18 protein-coding genes are annotated in these 16,127 nt (G+C 68.2%); 11 read left to right on the plus strand and 7 right to left on the minus strand.

The window, feature by feature from the left end:
- Window position 1: 1 nt before the first annotated feature.
- The 3 genes from LuPra_RS03640 to argC form a co-directional block, all read right to left on the minus strand.
- Complete coding sequence (locus LuPra_RS03640; RefSeq protein ID WP_157898689.1) at window positions 2–1,213, minus strand: aspartate aminotransferase family protein; 1,212 nt, start codon at window positions 1,211–1,213, stop codon at window positions 2–4.
- A 123-nt stretch (window positions 1,214–1,336) separates the two neighbouring features.
- A complete protein-coding gene (gene argB, locus LuPra_RS03645; protein ID WP_110169498.1) occupies window positions 1,337–2,119 on the minus strand; it encodes an acetylglutamate kinase in 783 nt (260 codons plus the stop codon).
- A 2-nt stretch (window positions 2,120–2,121) separates the two neighbouring features.
- Window positions 2,122–3,126 (minus strand): N-acetyl-gamma-glutamyl-phosphate reductase, encoded by a 1,005-nt coding sequence (gene argC / locus LuPra_RS03650; RefSeq protein ID WP_110169499.1) that lies wholly within the window; start codon window positions 3,124–3,126, stop codon window positions 2,122–2,124.
- A 118-nt stretch (window positions 3,127–3,244) separates the two neighbouring features.
- Here argC and argR point away from each other — a divergent pair, with 118 nt between their 5' ends.
- The 5 genes from argR (at window position 3,245) to LuPra_RS03675 (ending at window position 7,908) form a co-directional block, all read left to right on the plus strand.
- Entirely contained in the window at window positions 3,245–3,724 is a 480-nt protein-coding gene (argR, locus tag LuPra_RS03655) for an arginine repressor (RefSeq protein ID WP_110169500.1), read from the plus strand.
- Window positions 3,725–3,738: 14 nt separating this feature from the next.
- Window positions 3,739–4,767 carry an argininosuccinate synthase domain-containing protein gene (locus LuPra_RS03660; RefSeq protein ID WP_110169501.1) on the plus strand — a complete coding sequence of 343 codons (1,029 nt, stop codon included), beginning with the start codon at window positions 3,739–3,741 and terminating at the stop codon, window positions 4,765–4,767.
- 177 nt (window positions 4,768–4,944) lie between these two features.
- Window positions 4,945–6,321 carry an argininosuccinate lyase gene (gene argH, locus LuPra_RS03665; protein ID WP_110169502.1) on the plus strand — a complete coding sequence of 459 codons (1,377 nt, stop codon included), beginning with the start codon at window positions 4,945–4,947 and terminating at the stop codon, window positions 6,319–6,321.
- 87 nt (window positions 6,322–6,408) lie between these two features.
- Entirely contained in the window at window positions 6,409–7,110 is a 702-nt protein-coding gene (locus LuPra_RS03670) for a hypothetical protein (RefSeq protein ID WP_157898690.1), read from the plus strand.
- A gap of 21 nt (window positions 7,111–7,131) precedes the next feature.
- The gene (locus LuPra_RS03675; RefSeq protein ID WP_110169504.1) at window positions 7,132–7,908 is read left to right on the plus strand and encodes an enoyl-ACP reductase FabI; all 777 of its coding nucleotides are present in this window, start codon (window positions 7,132–7,134) and stop codon (window positions 7,906–7,908) included.
- 124 nt (window positions 7,909–8,032) lie between these two features.
- Here the strand turns inward: LuPra_RS03675 and LuPra_RS32490 are convergent, their stop codons facing one another.
- Window positions 8,033–8,749: a ferredoxin--NADP reductase gene (locus LuPra_RS32490; protein ID WP_162271288.1), complete on the minus strand. Its 717-nt coding sequence runs from the start codon at window positions 8,747–8,749 to the stop codon at window positions 8,033–8,035.
- A 38-nt stretch (window positions 8,750–8,787) separates the two neighbouring features.
- Complete coding sequence (locus LuPra_RS32495) at window positions 8,788–9,207, minus strand: hypothetical protein (RefSeq protein WP_162271289.1); 420 nt, start codon at window positions 9,205–9,207, stop codon at window positions 8,788–8,790.
- A gap of 72 nt (window positions 9,208–9,279) precedes the next feature.
- Here LuPra_RS32495 and LuPra_RS03685 point away from each other — a divergent pair, with 72 nt between their 5' ends.
- The 3 genes from LuPra_RS03685 (at window position 9,280) to LuPra_RS03695 (ending at window position 12,075) form a co-directional block, all read left to right on the plus strand.
- The gene (locus LuPra_RS03685; protein ID WP_110169506.1) at window positions 9,280–9,693 is read left to right on the plus strand and encodes a DUF5615 family PIN-like protein; all 414 of its coding nucleotides are present in this window, start codon (window positions 9,280–9,282) and stop codon (window positions 9,691–9,693) included.
- Between the two features lie 156 nt (window positions 9,694–9,849).
- A complete protein-coding gene (gene nagA / locus LuPra_RS03690) occupies window positions 9,850–11,040 on the plus strand; it encodes an N-acetylglucosamine-6-phosphate deacetylase (RefSeq protein WP_110169507.1) in 1,191 nt (396 codons plus the stop codon).
- Window positions 11,041–11,100: 60 nt separating this feature from the next.
- Window positions 11,101–12,075, plus strand: a complete 975-nt coding sequence (locus LuPra_RS03695) for a DUF4097 family beta strand repeat-containing protein (RefSeq protein WP_110169508.1) — start codon at window positions 11,101–11,103, stop codon at window positions 12,073–12,075.
- 364 nt (window positions 12,076–12,439) lie between these two features.
- Here the strand turns inward: LuPra_RS03695 and LuPra_RS03700 are convergent, their stop codons facing one another.
- On the minus strand, window positions 12,440–13,108 hold the full coding sequence (locus tag LuPra_RS03700; protein ID WP_157898691.1) for a 7-cyano-7-deazaguanine synthase: 669 nt from the start codon (window positions 13,106–13,108) through the stop codon (window positions 12,440–12,442).
- A 30-nt stretch (window positions 13,109–13,138) separates the two neighbouring features.
- Between LuPra_RS03700 and LuPra_RS03705 the strand changes: the two genes are divergently transcribed.
- A complete protein-coding gene (locus tag LuPra_RS03705; protein ID WP_157898692.1) occupies window positions 13,139–13,792 on the plus strand; it encodes an HAD family hydrolase in 654 nt (217 codons plus the stop codon).
- A 134-nt stretch (window positions 13,793–13,926) separates the two neighbouring features.
- Here the strand turns inward: LuPra_RS03705 and LuPra_RS03710 are convergent, their stop codons facing one another.
- The gene (locus LuPra_RS03710) at window positions 13,927–14,598 is read right to left on the minus strand and encodes a metal-dependent transcriptional regulator (RefSeq protein ID WP_234800704.1); all 672 of its coding nucleotides are present in this window, start codon (window positions 14,596–14,598) and stop codon (window positions 13,927–13,929) included.
- Between the two features lie 28 nt (window positions 14,599–14,626).
- Here LuPra_RS03710 and LuPra_RS03715 point away from each other — a divergent pair, with 28 nt between their 5' ends.
- Window positions 14,627–15,397 carry a ubiquinone/menaquinone biosynthesis methyltransferase gene (locus LuPra_RS03715; RefSeq protein WP_157898694.1) on the plus strand — a complete coding sequence of 257 codons (771 nt, stop codon included), beginning with the start codon at window positions 14,627–14,629 and terminating at the stop codon, window positions 15,395–15,397.
- A 199-nt stretch (window positions 15,398–15,596) separates the two neighbouring features.
- Window positions 15,597–16,028: a hypothetical protein gene (locus tag LuPra_RS03720; protein ID WP_110169511.1), complete on the plus strand. Its 432-nt coding sequence runs from the start codon at window positions 15,597–15,599 to the stop codon at window positions 16,026–16,028.
- Window positions 16,029–16,127: the final 99 nt, after the last annotated feature.

Here is a 16,127-nt window from a genome sequence, read left to right on the forward strand (position 1 = left end):
GTCAGGCTCCTTGCACTGCCGTCAACGCGGCATCGAGACGCGACAACGCTTCGGTGATTTCGGCTTCGCTGATCACGTACGGCGGCAGCAGGCGCACCACGCGCTCTGCCGTGCGATTGACGATCAGGCCGCGCTCGAGGGCCGCGGGCACGACGGCCGCGGCGTCGCGGTCGAGGACGAGGCCCTGCATCAGGCCGGCGCCACGCACCTCCACTACCATCGGGTGCTTGCGGGCGAGTGCCTGCAGTCGGTCGGCGAAGATCGGACCGATGCGGCGGACGTGATCGAGCAACCCGTGCTCGAGCGTGTCCAGGACGGCCAGGGCGGCCCGGCAAGCGAGCGGGTTGCCGCCGTACGTGGTGCCGTGGTCGCCGGCGCTGATCGAGGCCGCCACGCGCGACGACACCAGCACGGCGCCAATCGGCACGCCTGCCCCCAGCGCCTTGCCGACCGAAATCAGGTCGGGGCGAAGTCCCAGCGCCTCGAAGTGGAACATCTGCCCGGTGCGACCGAGCCCCGACTGCACTTCATCGGCGATGTACAGCGCGCCGCTGGCGGCGCACGCCTTGTTGATGGCGGCCACGATCTGGGGCGGCAACGGGCGCACGCCGCCTTCGCCCTGGATCGGCTCGGCGATGATCGCGGCCGTCTGCTCGCTCACGGCGGCCAGCAGGTCGTCCGGATCCTCGTTGGAGACAAAGCGCACCTCGGGCACGAGTGGTTCGAAGGGCGTCCGGTAATGCTCGTCCCAGGTCGTCGACAGCGCGCCCATCGTGCGGCCGGAAAAGCCGCGTTCGAATGCGATGAACTGGGCGCGGGGTGTGCCCGCGGTGTACCAGAACCGCCGGCTGAACTTGAGGCATCCCTCGACGGCTTCCGCGCCGCTGTTGCAGAAGAACGCGCGCTCGAGGCCGGACGCCTTCGTGAGGCGCGCGGCGAGCTCACCCTGGAACGGATGGAAGAACAGGTTGGAGGTGTGCACCAGTTCGCCGACCTGCTCGCGCACGGCGGCCACCAGTGCCGGATGCGCATGCCCGAGGACGTTGACCCCAATACCAGACAGCATGTCGAGGTAGCGCGTGCCATCGTCGGCGACGAGCCAGACGCCTTCACCGCGCACGAACACCACCGGCTGGCGCTTGTACGTCTGCAGCACGTGTGCGGCCTCGACGGCCTGGACGGTGGTGGGGGGGGTGTCAGTCGCGGTCGACATCATGGGCTCCATCAATTTCAGAAGTTCAAGATTTCATAATTTCAGGATTGCGTTCCCCATCGCGCGTCGGGTGTGCCGACCCGGTTGGTGCAATTCTGAAATTCTGCAATTCTGCGATTTCCTCTAAGCGATCCTCGTGCCCTTGCGCTCCAGGATCGCCTCGGCCGACCGGCCGTCCACGATCGACACCGTTGCGACGCCGCGTGTCCGGGCGGCCATGGCAGCGCGGAGCTTGGCGATCATCCCCGCCGACGCAGTGCCATCCTGCATCATGACCTGGGCCTCATCCTGCGTGAGGGCCGGGATCGTTCCGCCGGCGCTGTCGAGCACGCCTGCAGTGCCGCCGACGAGGACGAGTTCACGGGCGCCGATGCCCGCCGCGACGTGGGCTGCAAGCGTATCGGCATTGACGTTCAGCACGTCCGCGTCCGGCGACACGCCGAGACTGGCAATCACCGGGACGTAGCCGCCTGCCAGCAGGTGGGCCACGAGGCCCAGATCCGCGGCTGCTTCCGGCTCGCCCACCAGCCCGAGGTCCACCTGCGATCCCGCCGCGGTCACGTGTGAGGCGGCGCGGCTGGCACGGCCGAGTGCTGCATCGACCCCGGTCAGGCCCACCGCCTTGATCCCCAGCCCGATCAGGTGCGCCACCAGGCGGGTGTTGATGGTGCCACCCAGCACTGCGACCACGGCTTCCAGCGTCGCGGCGTCCGTGATGCGCAAACCGTCGACCGCCTGCTTGGCGACCCCGCGTCGCGCGAGTTCCGCATCGATCTCGCGACCGCCGCCATGCACCACGACCAATGGGCTGGCCACGGCCAGCGCCGCCAGGGCCTTGCCCACGGCGTCGAGCCGTTCCGGCGTCTCCACGAGTTCGCCGCCGAACTTGACGACCGCCGGACCCATGATCACAGCAGGCCCTCGGCTTCCGGGAAGCCGCACAGCAGGTTGAACTGCTGGACGGCCTGGCCAGCGGCCCCCTTGAGCAGGTTGTCGAGCACCGCCACGACGATCACGCGACCGGTCGGCTCATCCACTTTCCAGCCGATGTCACAGAAATTCGTGTGCACCACGTGCTTGATCTCGGGCATCCGATCGTCGGTCAGGCGCACGAAGAACGCCTTCGCGTACGCCGCACGCAGCGTGTTGGCCACCTGCGCCGCCGTCACGCCTGGCACCAGCCGGGCGTAGGTCGTCGACAGGATCCCGCGGTCGAGCGGCACGAGGTGCGGGGTGAAGGTCACCGGCAATCCTAGCGCCTGTTCCATCTCGGGGGTGTGACGGTGGCTGAACAACGCGTAGGCGGCGACGCTGCCGTGATTCTCCGAAAAGTGCGTCCGTTCACTCGCGCCCTTGCCGGCACCGGAGATCCCCGACTTGGCGTCGACAATGGCGTCTCCCTGGAGGAGCCCGGCACGAGCGAGCGGCAGCAGGGACAGCATCGCGGCGGTGGGATAGCAGCCGGGACAGGAAATCAGTCGGGCGCCAGGCACAGCCGCCGCGTCGAACTCGGGCAGGCTGTACACCGTGCCGTCGGGCAGCGGGTCCGGAGTCGCCGGGTAGAACCTCGCGCGCTGGGCCGCGTCTTTGAGGCGAAATGCCCCGGAGAGGTCGATCACGCGGTGACCGCGGGCCAGCAATTCGGCCGCACTCGTCGCGGCGAACGCCTCGGGGGCGCTCAGGAAAACCACCTCGCACCCGGCAAGGGCGTCCGCGTGGTAGGCCGTGATTTGCCCATCCCACGTGCGTGCGAGGCCGGGCAGGGTCCGGGGCTGGTCCGAGTCACTCGACCCGAGCGCCACCTTGAGATCGGCGCCCGGATGCCGGGCCAGCAGGCGCACGAGTTCCTGCCCGCCGTACCCGGTGGCGCCGACCACTCCGACTCCGACGCGTTGTTGTTGCCCCTCAGTCATGTGAATACTTATGCAAGAGAACGCCCAGTATGCAGAAGGCCGCCGTCCTGCGCAAGTGAAATTTTCTGGCTATTCCCATGTCGATGCAGGTGCTACGATGCATACGACTGCATAATCGATGAAAAGGACCAGACACGGCGTCATCCTTGACGTCATCCAACGTGAGAGCATCTCCAGCCAGGAGATGTTGAGGCAGCGCCTGCACGCCGAGGGCCTCGACGTGACGCAGGCAACGCTGTCGCGCGATCTCAAGGAACTCGGCGTGGTCAAGCGCGCCGGCGACGGCGCTTACCAGCGGCCACGGCCGGGTGGCCCGTCGCCCGATGCGCTTGGCAGCCTCCGGCGGACCACCGCGGAGTTCCTGACCCGCGCCGAACGATCGGAACAGCTGGTCGTGTTGCGGACCGATTCCGGGCAGGCGGCGCTGCTCGCGATCGCCATCGACAGGGCCGACCTCGGCGAGGTGCTTGGCACGGTGGCGGGTGACGACACGATTCTGGTCATCTGCCGCGATGCCGCCGCGGCGCAGGCGCTGGTCGGGCGGCTGGACACGTGGCGATCGGGCGCACTCCTGCGCATGCCGGTCCTCGTGGGGTAAGGACGCAACGATAGATGTCACAACAACGGGTGGTGCTCGCCCATGCGGGTGATGCGGCCACGCTCTGCGCCATACCCTGGCTCGCCCGCGACGCCGAGGTGGTCACGGTGACCGTGGACGTCGGACAGGGCGAGAGCCTTCTGGCCGTCCGCGAACGTGCGCTGGAGGCCGGCGCCGTCCGTGCACACGTGCTCGATGCGCGCGAGTCCCTTGCCGAGGACGTCGTCTTGCGCGCCCTGCGGGCTGGTGCTGTCGGCTTCGACGGCGATCCGCACGCGGCCGTGCTCGCGCTGCCATCGGTCGCGGCACAGGTCGCGATGGTCGCGAACATGGAACAGGCCGATGCGCTGGCACATGGCGGCACCGGACAGGCGGCCGCCCGGATGGCGCGCCTGCTCGCGGCCACCTCGCGCATTGCGCTTCGCCCGAGCGTCGAGACGATGCCGGTCGACGCCCGCGACGAGGCCATGTCGGCGTTGCAGGTCGCCGCGGAGGCGCTGCCCGCCGTGCGTGCGACGTTGTGGGGACGGTCCCTCGTCGTCGACGGCCCGATCGATGCGCGGGTGGACGAGGCGCGGTTCACGCAGACACGAGCCGTCACGCGCGGGCCTGACGCCCCGGCGATGATCGGTATCGGCTTCGAGGCGGGGACCCCACGCCGCGTCAATGGCGTCGTGATGCCGCTCGTGGAGTTGTTGAGCAGCCTGGACACGATCGCCGGCGCGCACGGCGTGGGGCGTATCGACGTGCTCGTGCCCGAGGGTGCCGCCGTCCGTCGCGAAGTCGCGGAGGCCCCGGCGGCCACGGTGCTGCAGATCGCCATGCGCGAACTCGAGGCGCTGACGTTACCGTGGTCGCTGCGCACGCTTCGTCGTCGGCTCGCGGAAAGCTATGTCGACGTGCTGCGCACCGGCGACTGGCACGGCTTGACCCGTGCGTCCATCGATGCGCTTGCCGATCGCGCGCTCGCGAATGCGTCCGCGACCATTCACCTCCGCCTGTTCAAGGGCGGGGTACAGGTCATGGGGCGAGAGAAGCACTGAACGGCCTTCGCCATTTGGCCGTCGGCCTTCGGGTTCCGCGTTGGCATCGCGCGGGTCGTGGTGACGTGTGGCGTCATGCCGATGCACGAGAAGGTAGGGCCCGCTCTCCGAGCGCGGCCTTCGAGATTTCCGATGGCCCAAGGCCGATGGCCGATGGCCGACACAGATGAGTGAGTGATGTCGAACTTGTGGTCTGGCCGATTCGCGAGTGCCCCCGATCACGACGTGTTCGCCTTCGGCGCGTCGTTTGCCTTCGACCGTCGCCTCTTCGAGGACGACGTCGAGGGCAGTCGCGCGTGGTCCGAAGCGTTGCTGCGTGCGGGCGTGCTGTCGTCGGACGAACAGCAGGCGCTCGATCGCGCCCTGACGGAACTGCGTGAAGCCGCGGCAGCCGATCCGATGTTCGTATCGGGCAGCGATGAGGACGTGCACTCCTTCGTGGAGCGCCAGCTCGTGGAGCGTGTCGGGGCGACCGGCAAGCGTCTGCACACGGGTCGCTCGCGCAACGAGCAGGTGGCGCTCGACCTGCGCCTCTACCTGCGTCGCCGCATCCGCGTCGTCCAGGATCAGCTGCGTGCGCTCGTCGCGGCCCTCTGCGCTCGGGCCGCCGAGGCCGGCGACGCGCCGCTGCCGGCCTACACCCATCTGCGCCGTGCCCAACCTGTCCTCGAGGCGCACTATTGGCTGGCGCACGCCTCCGCATTCCGGCGTGCCTGCGAGCGATTCGATGTGGTGTATGCCGAAGCCGACGCGCTGCCGCTGGGCTCGGGCGCGATTGCCGGCAACTCGTTCCCCATCGACGTCGAGTTCCTGCGCGCCCGGCTCGGCTTTGCGCGCATCGTCGCTAACAGCATGGACACGGTGGCCGACCGCGACTTCGTGTCGAGCTTCCTGCACGCATGCGCGCTCGTGATGATCCACATCAGCCGCCTGGCCGAGGACGTCATCATCTATGGCTCGGAGGAGTTCGGCTTCTTCGAACTCGACGACTCGGTCACGACCGGCAGCAGCCTGATGCCGCAGAAGAAGAACCCGGACCCGATGGAACTCGTACGAGGGAAGACAGGGCGGGTCATCGGGCGTCACACCGGCTGGCTGGTGACGATGAAGGGCCTGCCGAGCGGCTACAACAAGGATCTGCAGGAAGACAAGGAGGCCGTGTTCGACACCGAGGACACGGTGGCGGGCAGCCTCATGTCGTGCGAGGCGGTGGTACGGACACTTCGCGTGCGACGCGACACCACGCAACGTGCGGCGGGCGGATTCATGCTCGCCACCGATGTGGCCGACTACCTCGTGCGCAAGGGCCTGCCGTTCCGCGATGCCCACGAACTTGTCGGCGGTATGGTGCGGACCTTGCTTGAGGAACAGCGGGCGATCGAGTCACTGACCCCTGACCAATGGCGGCGCTTCTCGCCGCTCTTCGACGATGATGTAGTGGAGGCCATCACGCCCCTGGCCTCCATTCGGGCGCGGCAGACACCGCAGAGCACCGCACCAGGTGCGGTGGCGGGACGTCTGACCGAAATGCAGGCGTGGATCGGACCGCAGTGAGGTTGTGCTAGTATCCAGTGACCTCCTTTCCGTTGGGTCTGTCGCGGATTTCCCGACCCGCCTGGGACGTACTTCCGGGAGCTGTTGATGCAAGAGCGCCGGCTTCGGCTGGGTGATGTGCTGGACGACTATTGTCCACGCGAGAAACGCCTTTCAAATCATGTGATCGTCGCGCTCGTCGGCGACGAGGTGCGCACCACCCGGTGCGCGACCTGCGATTTCGAACACGTCTACAAGGAGGGCAAGGTACCTGCCCGCCGCAAGAAGGCCGATCCACAAGCGGCCTTGTACAAGACGGTGCTCGAGAACATCACGGGTCGTGAGGCTGAGGGCGGCGTACCGTTACCGCCGACGATCGAGCCCGACGTGCCGGCGCCGGTGGCCGTGGTCGTGCCGCAGGCACCGCCTCGGCTCGCGCCAGCCGCCGCGCCGCCCGTCGAGGTGACGCCGGTGCCACTGGCGGCGGCGCCTCCTCCCGAACCGGAAGACGAACCGCGTCGGGAGGAGCCCGTGCACCGCCATACCCTCATCAGGGCGACGTTGCCCAAGATCGAGGGCCAGGTGCCCGAGCGCAAACCGGCGGACTTCACCCTCTGGAATGTCGCGAGACATCCGCAGGGACGCCGCGGGCCTGGTGGCGGGCGTCCGCGCCAGCCGCAAGCGGCCGGTAACGCGAACTGGGGCGGCTATTCCCCGTATGCCAACGGTCACCCGTCCGGCAAGGGGCCGCAACAGGGCCAGGGTGGACAGCCTGGCAAGTCGCGTCCGTCCAACCGCCGCGGCCGCTGAGGCCGCACAGGAACACTGCGCATGTCGGATCTTTCGGGACGCACCGGCCTCATCGTCGGTGTCGCGAACAAGCGGTCGCTCGCCTGGGCCATTGCGCAGCGGGCCGATGACGCCGGCGCGCGACTCGTGCTCACGTACCAGAACGACAGGTTGAAGGAGAACGTCGACGAGCTGGTGACCCAGCTGAAGACGCCTGCCGTCCTGCTGCCGTGTGACGTCAGTCGTGACGACGACATCGCGCACCTCTTCGAGTCGCTCGACGCGCAGGTCGACGGCCTCGACTTCGTGGTCCACGGCGCGGCGTTCGCGCCGCGCGAGTCGCTCTCGGCGCCGTTCCTGCAAACGTCGCGCGAAGCGTTCCGCATCGCGCTCGACATCAGCGCGTACTCGCTGGTCGCGGTCGCACGCGGCGCGGAACCACTGCTTGCCAGGAAGGGTGGCGGCAGCATCGTGACGCTGTCGTATCTCGGCTCGGACCGCGTGTTTCCCAACTACAACGTGATGGGCGTGGCCAAGGCGGCGCTGGAGTCGTCGGTGCGCTACCTGGCAGCCGATCTCGGGGCGCAGAACATCCGCGTCAACACGATTTCGGCCGGCCCGGTGAAGACACTGGCCGCCTCCGGCATCTCGGGTTTCTCCGGCATCCTGCAGGTCTATCGGGATCGCGCGGCGCTCAAGCGCAACATCGACAGCGGCGACGTTGCCGGCGCGGCGATGTTCCTGCTCTCGGACTGGGGCCGCGGCGTCACCGGCGAGGTGATCTACGTCGACGCCGGTTACAGGCCGATGGGAATGTAGGGCCAGGGCGACGAACGCAATTGCAGAATTTCAGAATTTCAGAATTTCACGCACAACCGCGGTGCTCCACGCCTGGCGGTGTGAATGGAATTGTGCAATTGTGAACTTTTGAAGTTGTGCGTCACTACATCGTGGGCGCCCACTGCTCCATCCGCACGTGGCCGGCGGGCACGCCGAGTTGCGACAAGGTGTGCGTCAGGTCCTCCACCATCCCGGCCGGACCACACACGAAGCACAGCGGCGCGTCCGACGTGAAGCGGCGCAGCAGCGTGAGGCCGATCCGCCCCCGCGATCCCTGCCACGTCGGTGGCGCATGGCGCGTCGCCGTGATCACTGCCTCGCCGCGGTGATCCTCTCCCCATCGCGCCAGTTCCTCCGCGTACGCCACGTCCATGACATCTTTCACCGAGTAGAGCAGGTGCCTGGGCGCGCGGTGGCCACGGGCGCGAGCCTCGCGCGCCAGCGATCGGAGCGGCGCGAATCCGGTGCCGCCGGCCACGAACAGCAGCGGCGCGTCCGGCAGGTCGTCCGGCAGGACGAATGCCCCGAACGGTCCCTCGAAGTCCACGCGCGTGCCCTCGCGCACGCCATCGAGATGACGGCCGAGGCCACCCCCGGGGAGGGCGCGCAACAGGAACTCGATGGTGCCGTCGGCTGACGAGTCAGCAGGCGCTGACGCGATCGAATACGGGCGGCGCTCGCGCTGGCCATGCAGGCCGAGTGCGCCGCCCTGGCCCGCCTGGTAGGAGAACGGCACATCGCCGAGGGCCAGCAGGAGCCGGCGCGTGGTTGGCGTGGGTGCGGCCAGCTCGCGAACGGTGAGGGTGAGGGCGTCTGGCACGGGATGCGTATGAGGACCGATCCGCCGGGCCGGCCGTGTCAGGCGCCGTGGCTGCTCTGTCGATAGTACCCGGTCTGGTACTCCTCGATGAGCGCCTTCATGCGCACGGCATCCTTCTTCCGATGGCCGGCGCAGCGTATCGGATTGACGCCGCCGGTGGTCTCGATGAAGACGTCCGAGAACAGCATGTTGGTGTCGATGCGCACCGAGGCGACGTGCGCCATGTGCATCGAGTGCTCGAGCTTGCCGACCCACTGCGGCGTGTAGTGCACGACGCTGGTCGGCGTGATCAGCACCTGCACCGGCAGCAGCCGATTGCCGCGACTCAGCCGGCTGGCCCGGAAGACGTGCCCGGTCGCGAACGGCCGCCCCTTGTGCCAGACCAGGATGGCCGCCAGCAGGAGGACCGCCAGCACGCACGCGAGTACGATTCCTCCCAGTCCCGTGGCGGTGAGCACCGCGGAAGCCTACTCTTCCTCGAATGGAAAAGTAAAAATGCATTCGCGGTAAGCTGTCCCCTGGGCGACGCGATGGGCACCCTGTTCTCCGAACTCGGACCGCTTCGGGCTGCGCAGGCGCTGGGGCCCCTGGTGTATGCCGACGCCAACCTGCCGGCGCCGCTGGTCGGCTTCATGCGCGAGCGTCTCCGCTGGGACGTGCTGCACGTGATCGACGAACCCGCCTGGCGACGCGCAACCGACCTCGCACACTTCCGGCGTGCCCGCGACCTGCATCGGACGCTCGTGACCCTCGATCACGACTTTCTCGAGGACCGGAGGTTCCCGCTCGTCGACAGCCCCGGCGTCATCGTCCTGAACGGACCCGACGACCGCGCCCTACGGAAACTGCTGGCCGAGGTCGATACCTACCTGCGCAGGTCGTCTGCCGTCGCACCGCTCGCCGGTCGCAAGCTATGCCTGCACCCGGGCTGGACGTCGGCATGAAGCTTACTTGCCGGGCACCGTTCACCGTAAGCCGTCACCGTTCACCGTTCACCGTTCACCGTTCACCGTTCATCGTTCACCGTTGACCTGAGCGTTCGGCGTTCGACGTTCAGCGTTCGTCATTGCGTGTTTTTTGGGTCCCATGTCCTATTGCCTATGTTGATCTTCGACGGCGCCTCCCTCGTCCTGCCTGATCGCGTCCTTTCGCCGGGTCGCCTCGTCATCGACGGCGATCACATTGTCGAAATCGGACCTGGCACCGAGGACGGACCCATGGCGGGACTGTGGATCCTGCCCGGCTTCATCGACGTGCACGTGCACGGCGTGCTCGGTCATGACGTGCAGGGCAGCCCGGGGGGCGTGGCGGCGATCGCGGCGCAGATGCCGCGCTTCGGCTGCACGTCCTTCACGCCCACGACCTTCGCCTGCCCGCCGGCGACCCTGGCGATGGTGGCCAAATCGGTCGAAGCAGCCATGGAGGCGCGACCGGCGGACGCGGCTCGCGTGCTGCCGGCGCATCTCGAGAGCAACTTCATGGCGCCGGACTATCGCGGTGCCCAACCCCTCACTGCGCTCTGTCTGCCTCCAGGCGCACCCGCGGACCTGGCGGCACCAGGCACGGCCACCGGCTTCACCGCGCAAGACATCGTCGGCGTGATCACGGCACATCGCGACGCCATCGGCACGCTGACGCTGGCGCCGGAACTGCCCGAAGCGCTGGCCCTGATTCGCGACCTGGTGTCGCGCGGTCATGCCGTGTCCCTGGGACATTCCGGGGCGACGCTCGAGGAAGCGCGCGCCGGAATCGAGGCGGGTGCGCGTCGCGCGACGCACCTGTTCAACCGCATGCCGCCGCTCACGCACCGCGCACCAGGGCTGATCGGAGCCGTCCTGGACGACGACCGGGTCACGGTCGAACTGGTCTGCGACGGCTATCACGTCCATCCCGTCGTGATGCGGGCCGCCATCCGTGCCAAGCGGCCGGAACGGGTGATGGCCATCACCGATGGGCTGGCCGGTGCCGGCCTGGCCGAGGGCGCGAGATTCGAGGTGGACGGGCGTGCGGTGACCGTCCGGGCCCAGGCCTGCTTCCTGGACGACGGGACCCTGGCGGGTAGCCGGCTGACAATGGATCGGGTGTTTGCCAACCTGGTCGAGATGGTGGGTGTCACCCCGCTCGACGCCGCGATGATGACCGCGAACGTGCAAGCGCGGACGCTCGGTCTCTCCGACCGTGGGCGCATTGCCGAGGGTCTGCTGGCGGACCTCGTGGTGCTCGACGCGAACTGGTGCGTGCGCCAGACGCTCATCGGCGGGGCGGTGGTGTACGCCAACGACGCCGGCTGATCCTGTCGTCCGATAGCGGCTGAACCCTTGCCAGCACCAGTTCGTCTACATGTGACAGCGATGCGACTTCAACGAGCCCTGCCCATCGTCTGCTGCGCCGGCCTCCCGCTGCTGGCCGGTTGCGTCGTCCATGTCGACTCGGGCGGGTTCTCGTCACGCAACGAGATGCATTTCAAGGTGACAGGCCGGCCGGTCGTCGACCTCACCACCTTCGACGGCGCCATCGAGGTGCGTTCCTGGGACAAACCGGAGGTTCTCGTCCGGGTCGAGGCTCGCGCTTCGTCCAAGCCGCTCCTGGACAGCATTGACGTCGCCGGCAGCAGCAAGGATTCGCACGTGGTGGTCACGGCTTCGGTCAAGGAGACGTCGGGCTGGGAGGTGTCGTCGGGCGGCATGAGCCGGTCGGTGCGGCTGGTGGCCACGGTGCCGGTCGACAGCGAAGTCCGGCTGCGCAGTGGCGACGGCTCGGTGCGCGTGGAGCGCGTGCACGGCGTGATCGATGCGCGGACCGAGGACGGCCGGATCGTCATGCGCGAGGTCGGCGGCGACATCGTGGCCGACAGCGGCGACGGCAGCGTGCAGATGGAAGACGTGGACGGCCACTGCACGGTGAGCACGCGCGATGGCAGTGTGCTCGTCAGTGGCCGGCTCCGTGGTGGCCTGAAGGCGAGCAGCGGCGACGGATCCGTGACGGTGCGCGCGGCCGCCGGCAGCTCCATCACCGGCGACTGGAACATCGAGACCGGAGATGGCGGCGTGATGCTGGCGCTCCCCGATGAACTCGATGCGAAGCTGGACGCCCACACCAGTGATGGCCGCATTGCCCTCCACGGGTTCACGGACATGCCAATCGAGCGGCAAGGCGAGGGACGCCGCCTGCAGGCCGTCCTCGGCAGCGGCGTCGGCAACCTCCGGATCAGAACTGGCGACGGCACGATCACCTTGAAGCGCAGTTACATCCCAGTCCCCCCGGCACCGCCCGCACCCCCCACCGCCCCGGCAGCGCCGTCGGCTCCAGAGGCGCCGGGTCATTAACAAAGGGAAGAGGGACAGGGAAAAAGTCACAAGGGCATCAAGGCACGAGTCCCAAGAAATTAGTTGAAAGGGAAAAGCGCGTGCCCTCAGGCATTTCCCTTGTGCCTCCCTCCGAGTGCGCGTCCTTCTCCCTCGTCCCTTGACGTTCCTTGTGACTTCTTCGTTGTCCCTTGTCCCTTGGTCTGCGGCGGACGTCTGGCGGCGGGGCGTAGGCCTCGATTCCGTCGAGCAACGACGGCTACAGAGGCGAGGTGTAGCCGCCGACCTGGGTCGGCGGGCGGGCCAACCTGTCCCTTGTGCCTCCTCCGAGTGCGCCCTCTTCTCCCTCGTCCCTTGACGGCCCCTGTGACTTTTTCGTTGTCCCTTATCCCTTGATCGTCGAAGTTCCCCTGTCCGCGGCGTAGATCGTCTGATCCTGCCCAAGTGCCTCCATGAACGCGTCATGGCGTTCCCGGCACTTGCTGCAGGCCCCGCAATGGATGCGCTCCAGGGGATTCATGCAGGACAGGGTGAGCGCCATCGGCGCGCCGATGGCGTGGCCGCGACGGATCACGTCGGACTTGTGCAAGGTGCGGTACGGGGTCTCGATCGCAATCGGGTGCGCCAGGCCCAGTGACAGCGCGCGTGCCATCGACTCGTAGAACTCCGCGGTCGCATCCGGGAACGGATTGCCGGCGAGGGGGCCGAGGGCGATGCGCCCGATCTTCCGCAGCGCGCAATACACCGCCGCCTTTCCAAGCAACACGATGTTGCGGCCCACGAGGTAGACGTCCTCGTCCGGTGTGTCCCATGACGGTGGCGTGCCGGCCAGCGACCAGTGCGTCGGCGCGTACACGTCGCGCACCGACGCGTCGAGGACGTGCAGTGGCGCCACCCGCGTGCGGTCGGGCAGGCAGGCCAGCGCGCGCTCGAGCATGGCGCGCTCCTGCGCCTCCCACGCCAGACCGGACGCGACGTAGATCGGCTGCACCGGCGCGGTCGTCGCCAGATCGGCAGCCAGCACGACGCTGTCGAGGCCGCCGGAGCAGAGCACCGCGACCGGCGCACCGTTTACAGTGAGGGAGTGATCTACCGACACTTCGTCTTTGACCTCGACGGCACCCTGATCGATTCGCGCCAGGATCTTGCCGACGCGGCCAATGCCATGCTCGCGACCTACGGGGCGTCCCCATTATTGGTCGCCGACGTGGTGGCGATGGTAGGCGAGGGCGCCAGGATGCTCGTGGCGCGCGCGCTCGCACGGGCACACGTTGCGGCGGATCCCGACGAGGCGCTGCCCCGCTTCCTCGACGCTTACAACGAACATCTCACAAGCACGACGACGCTGTATCCCGGCGTCGCCGCCACGCTCGCATGCCTGCATCAGGGCGCGCGCGTGTCCGTGCTCACCAACAAGCCCCAGCGGCCGACCGACGCCATCCTGTCGGCGCTCGGCATCACCTCGGTGGTGGACGCCGCAATCGGGGGAGACACCAGTCACGGTCGCAAACCCGAGCCCGCCGCATTGCATGCGCTCATCGACCAGTCCGGCGTGCCCGCCGCCGAGACGCTGATGGTCGGCGACTCCTGGGTCGACGTTGCTACCGCCACCGCCGCCGGCATCGACGCGTGCCTTGCCGCCTACGGATTCGGTTACCCCGCCGTGGACGCAGCCCACCGCCACCAGGCCCGCTGGACGATCGCCACCGTCGACGAACTCACGCGACTCGGATCCTGAATACCGCCATCGCGCTTCGCCCTTCGCCCTTCGCCTTTACCCTTGGGCCTTCCTCCGTCCTCTGCCCTCGGTCCTACCTCTTTCCTCCGTCCTCTTTCCTCCGTCCTCCTTCCTCCCTCCTCCCTCCTCCCTCCTCACTCCTCCTTCTCGACGAGCACCTTCGACGCCGCCCGCGCGCCGAGGACGATTTGTCTCGCGTCAGCACCCTGCACCGCGACGCTGTCGGCGGCCGTATCGCGCGTGACCACCATGATCGCCTGGCCAGGCATCAGCGCGCTGTGCTCGATGAACCGGAGGAAGTCGGCGTCCTGATCGGCGACGCGCGCGACGCGGACGGGGCGCCCGACGGGGCACTCGAGCAGCGAGTGGTAACTGCGTTCGGCGACGCCGCCGTCGGCATTCGGGATCGGGTCGCCGTGCGGGTCCACCGAAGGGAACCCCAGCATCTCGTCCATGCGGCCGATGAGACGCTCGGAGACGGCGTGCTCGAGATGTTCCGCTTCGTCGTGCACCTCGGCCCAACTCATGCCCATCACCTGCACGAGGAAGAGCTCGATCAGGCGGTGACGTCGCAGCACCAGTGCCGCAAGCTTGTCGCCTGCCGCGGTCAGCCGCACACCGGCGTACGGCTCGTAGCGGACGAGCCCCGACTCGGCCAGTGCCTTCACCATGGTGGTAGCGGTGCCAGGCACGACCTCGAGTGCCGCGGCCAGCTGGCCCATCGGCACGAGCGCATTCGCGCCCAGCGCGCGCTGGGCCGAGTAGATGGCCTTCAGGTAGTTCTCGACCGTACTCGATGGCAACATACCGGCGCCTGTTATGGTACTGCCGACCATGCCGGCAACACCGTCGATGCCGCAGAAGCCGGGGCGCCCGCCCCGCGGTGTGCTGACACAGGCGCTGGCCACGCCGGCAGGCAAGGCCAGCTACGTACGGGCGCTGTTTGACGAGATCGCACCTCGCTACGACGACATCACGGTCTGGCTGTCGTTGGGCCGAGATGCGGGATGGAAGGACGTGCTCGTGCGGATGGCCGCAGTCACGCCGGGCGAGCGGGCCCTCGACCTGGCCTGCGGCACCGGCGACATCGCGGCCCGGCTGCGCGCCGCCGGCGCGGATGTGACCGGCCTCGATCTCACCCATCGCATGCTGCGCCTGGCGGCAGGCAAGCCGGAACTCGCGGGGATGCGCTGGGTGTGCGGCGACATGCTCGCCCTGCCCATCCCCGATGCCTCGCAGCACGTCGTCACTGCCGGGTACGGCCTGCGTAACGTGCCGGATCTGAGGCAGTCGCTGCGCGAGATCCGGCGCGTGCTCGTCCCAGGCGGCCGATTCCTGTCGCTCGATTTCACCCTGCCGCGCCAGCCACTCATCCGCGCGACGTACCTGGCGTACCTGCGCGTGGTCGGCGGCGTCGTCGGGCAGTGGCTGCACGGCGACCCGGACACCTATCGCTACATCCCCGAGAGCCTCGCACGGTATCCCGGCGCGGGCGGCGTCGCCACGCTGATGCGCGAGGAAGGCTTCACGCAGGTGTCATGGTGGCCGCTGCTCGGAGGCCTGATGGCGGTCAATGTGGGACAAGCCAGACGAACGCCTCATTAACGCCTAACGCTCAACGCCTTCCGCCTCCCGCCTGACGCCTCACCGAACACCATCGGCATCGAACCCCAAGCCGTAAGCCCTGAGCCATAAGCCTCAGGTCTTAGGTCTTAGGTCTTAGGTCTCAGGTCTTAGGGCGGCCGGCCGCAGGCCGTAGGCGGCAGCCTGTAGCCTGCAAGCCCCTCTGCTACTCTTGGTGGCCATGCTCGAAACCGCGGAAGTCCGTCGGCAACTGACTCATCGGCTCGCGGAACTGCGAAAGGCGCAGGCGCAGCGACGTGCGGCCGCCGAGACCGCACGCGCGGCATTCGAGGGCGTGCTCGAACGTGAAATCGCGCCGACGGTGCGCCAGTTCGCGCAGGCACTCAAGGCAGAGGGCTTCACCTTCTCGGTGCAGACGCCGGCATCGACCGTCCGGATGGTGTCAGATCGATCCAGCGACAACGTCGTCGACATCGTGCTCGAACTCGGCGCGGCGCAGCCAGCCGTCGTGGTCCGGAGCGCCTATACGCGCGGCCGCCGCCAACTCGAGGACGAACGGACGCTGGCACAGGGCGACGCCATTGCCTCACTCGATGGCGAGCGCGTGCTGGCGGCGTTGCTCGACGTGATCGAGCCTTTCGTCGAGCGCTAGCCGTCGCCTGAGGTAGGCCCGCTCTCCGAGCGCGGCCCGCCTCCGAAGGCGCCACGGCCCCGCACTGCCCGCCGCCGTCTCAAGCTCAGCGCCTGCCGA

This window comes from Luteitalea pratensis, from assembly GCF_001618865.1.
Taxonomy (GTDB): domain Bacteria; phylum Acidobacteriota; class Vicinamibacteria; order Vicinamibacterales; family Vicinamibacteraceae; genus Luteitalea; species Luteitalea pratensis.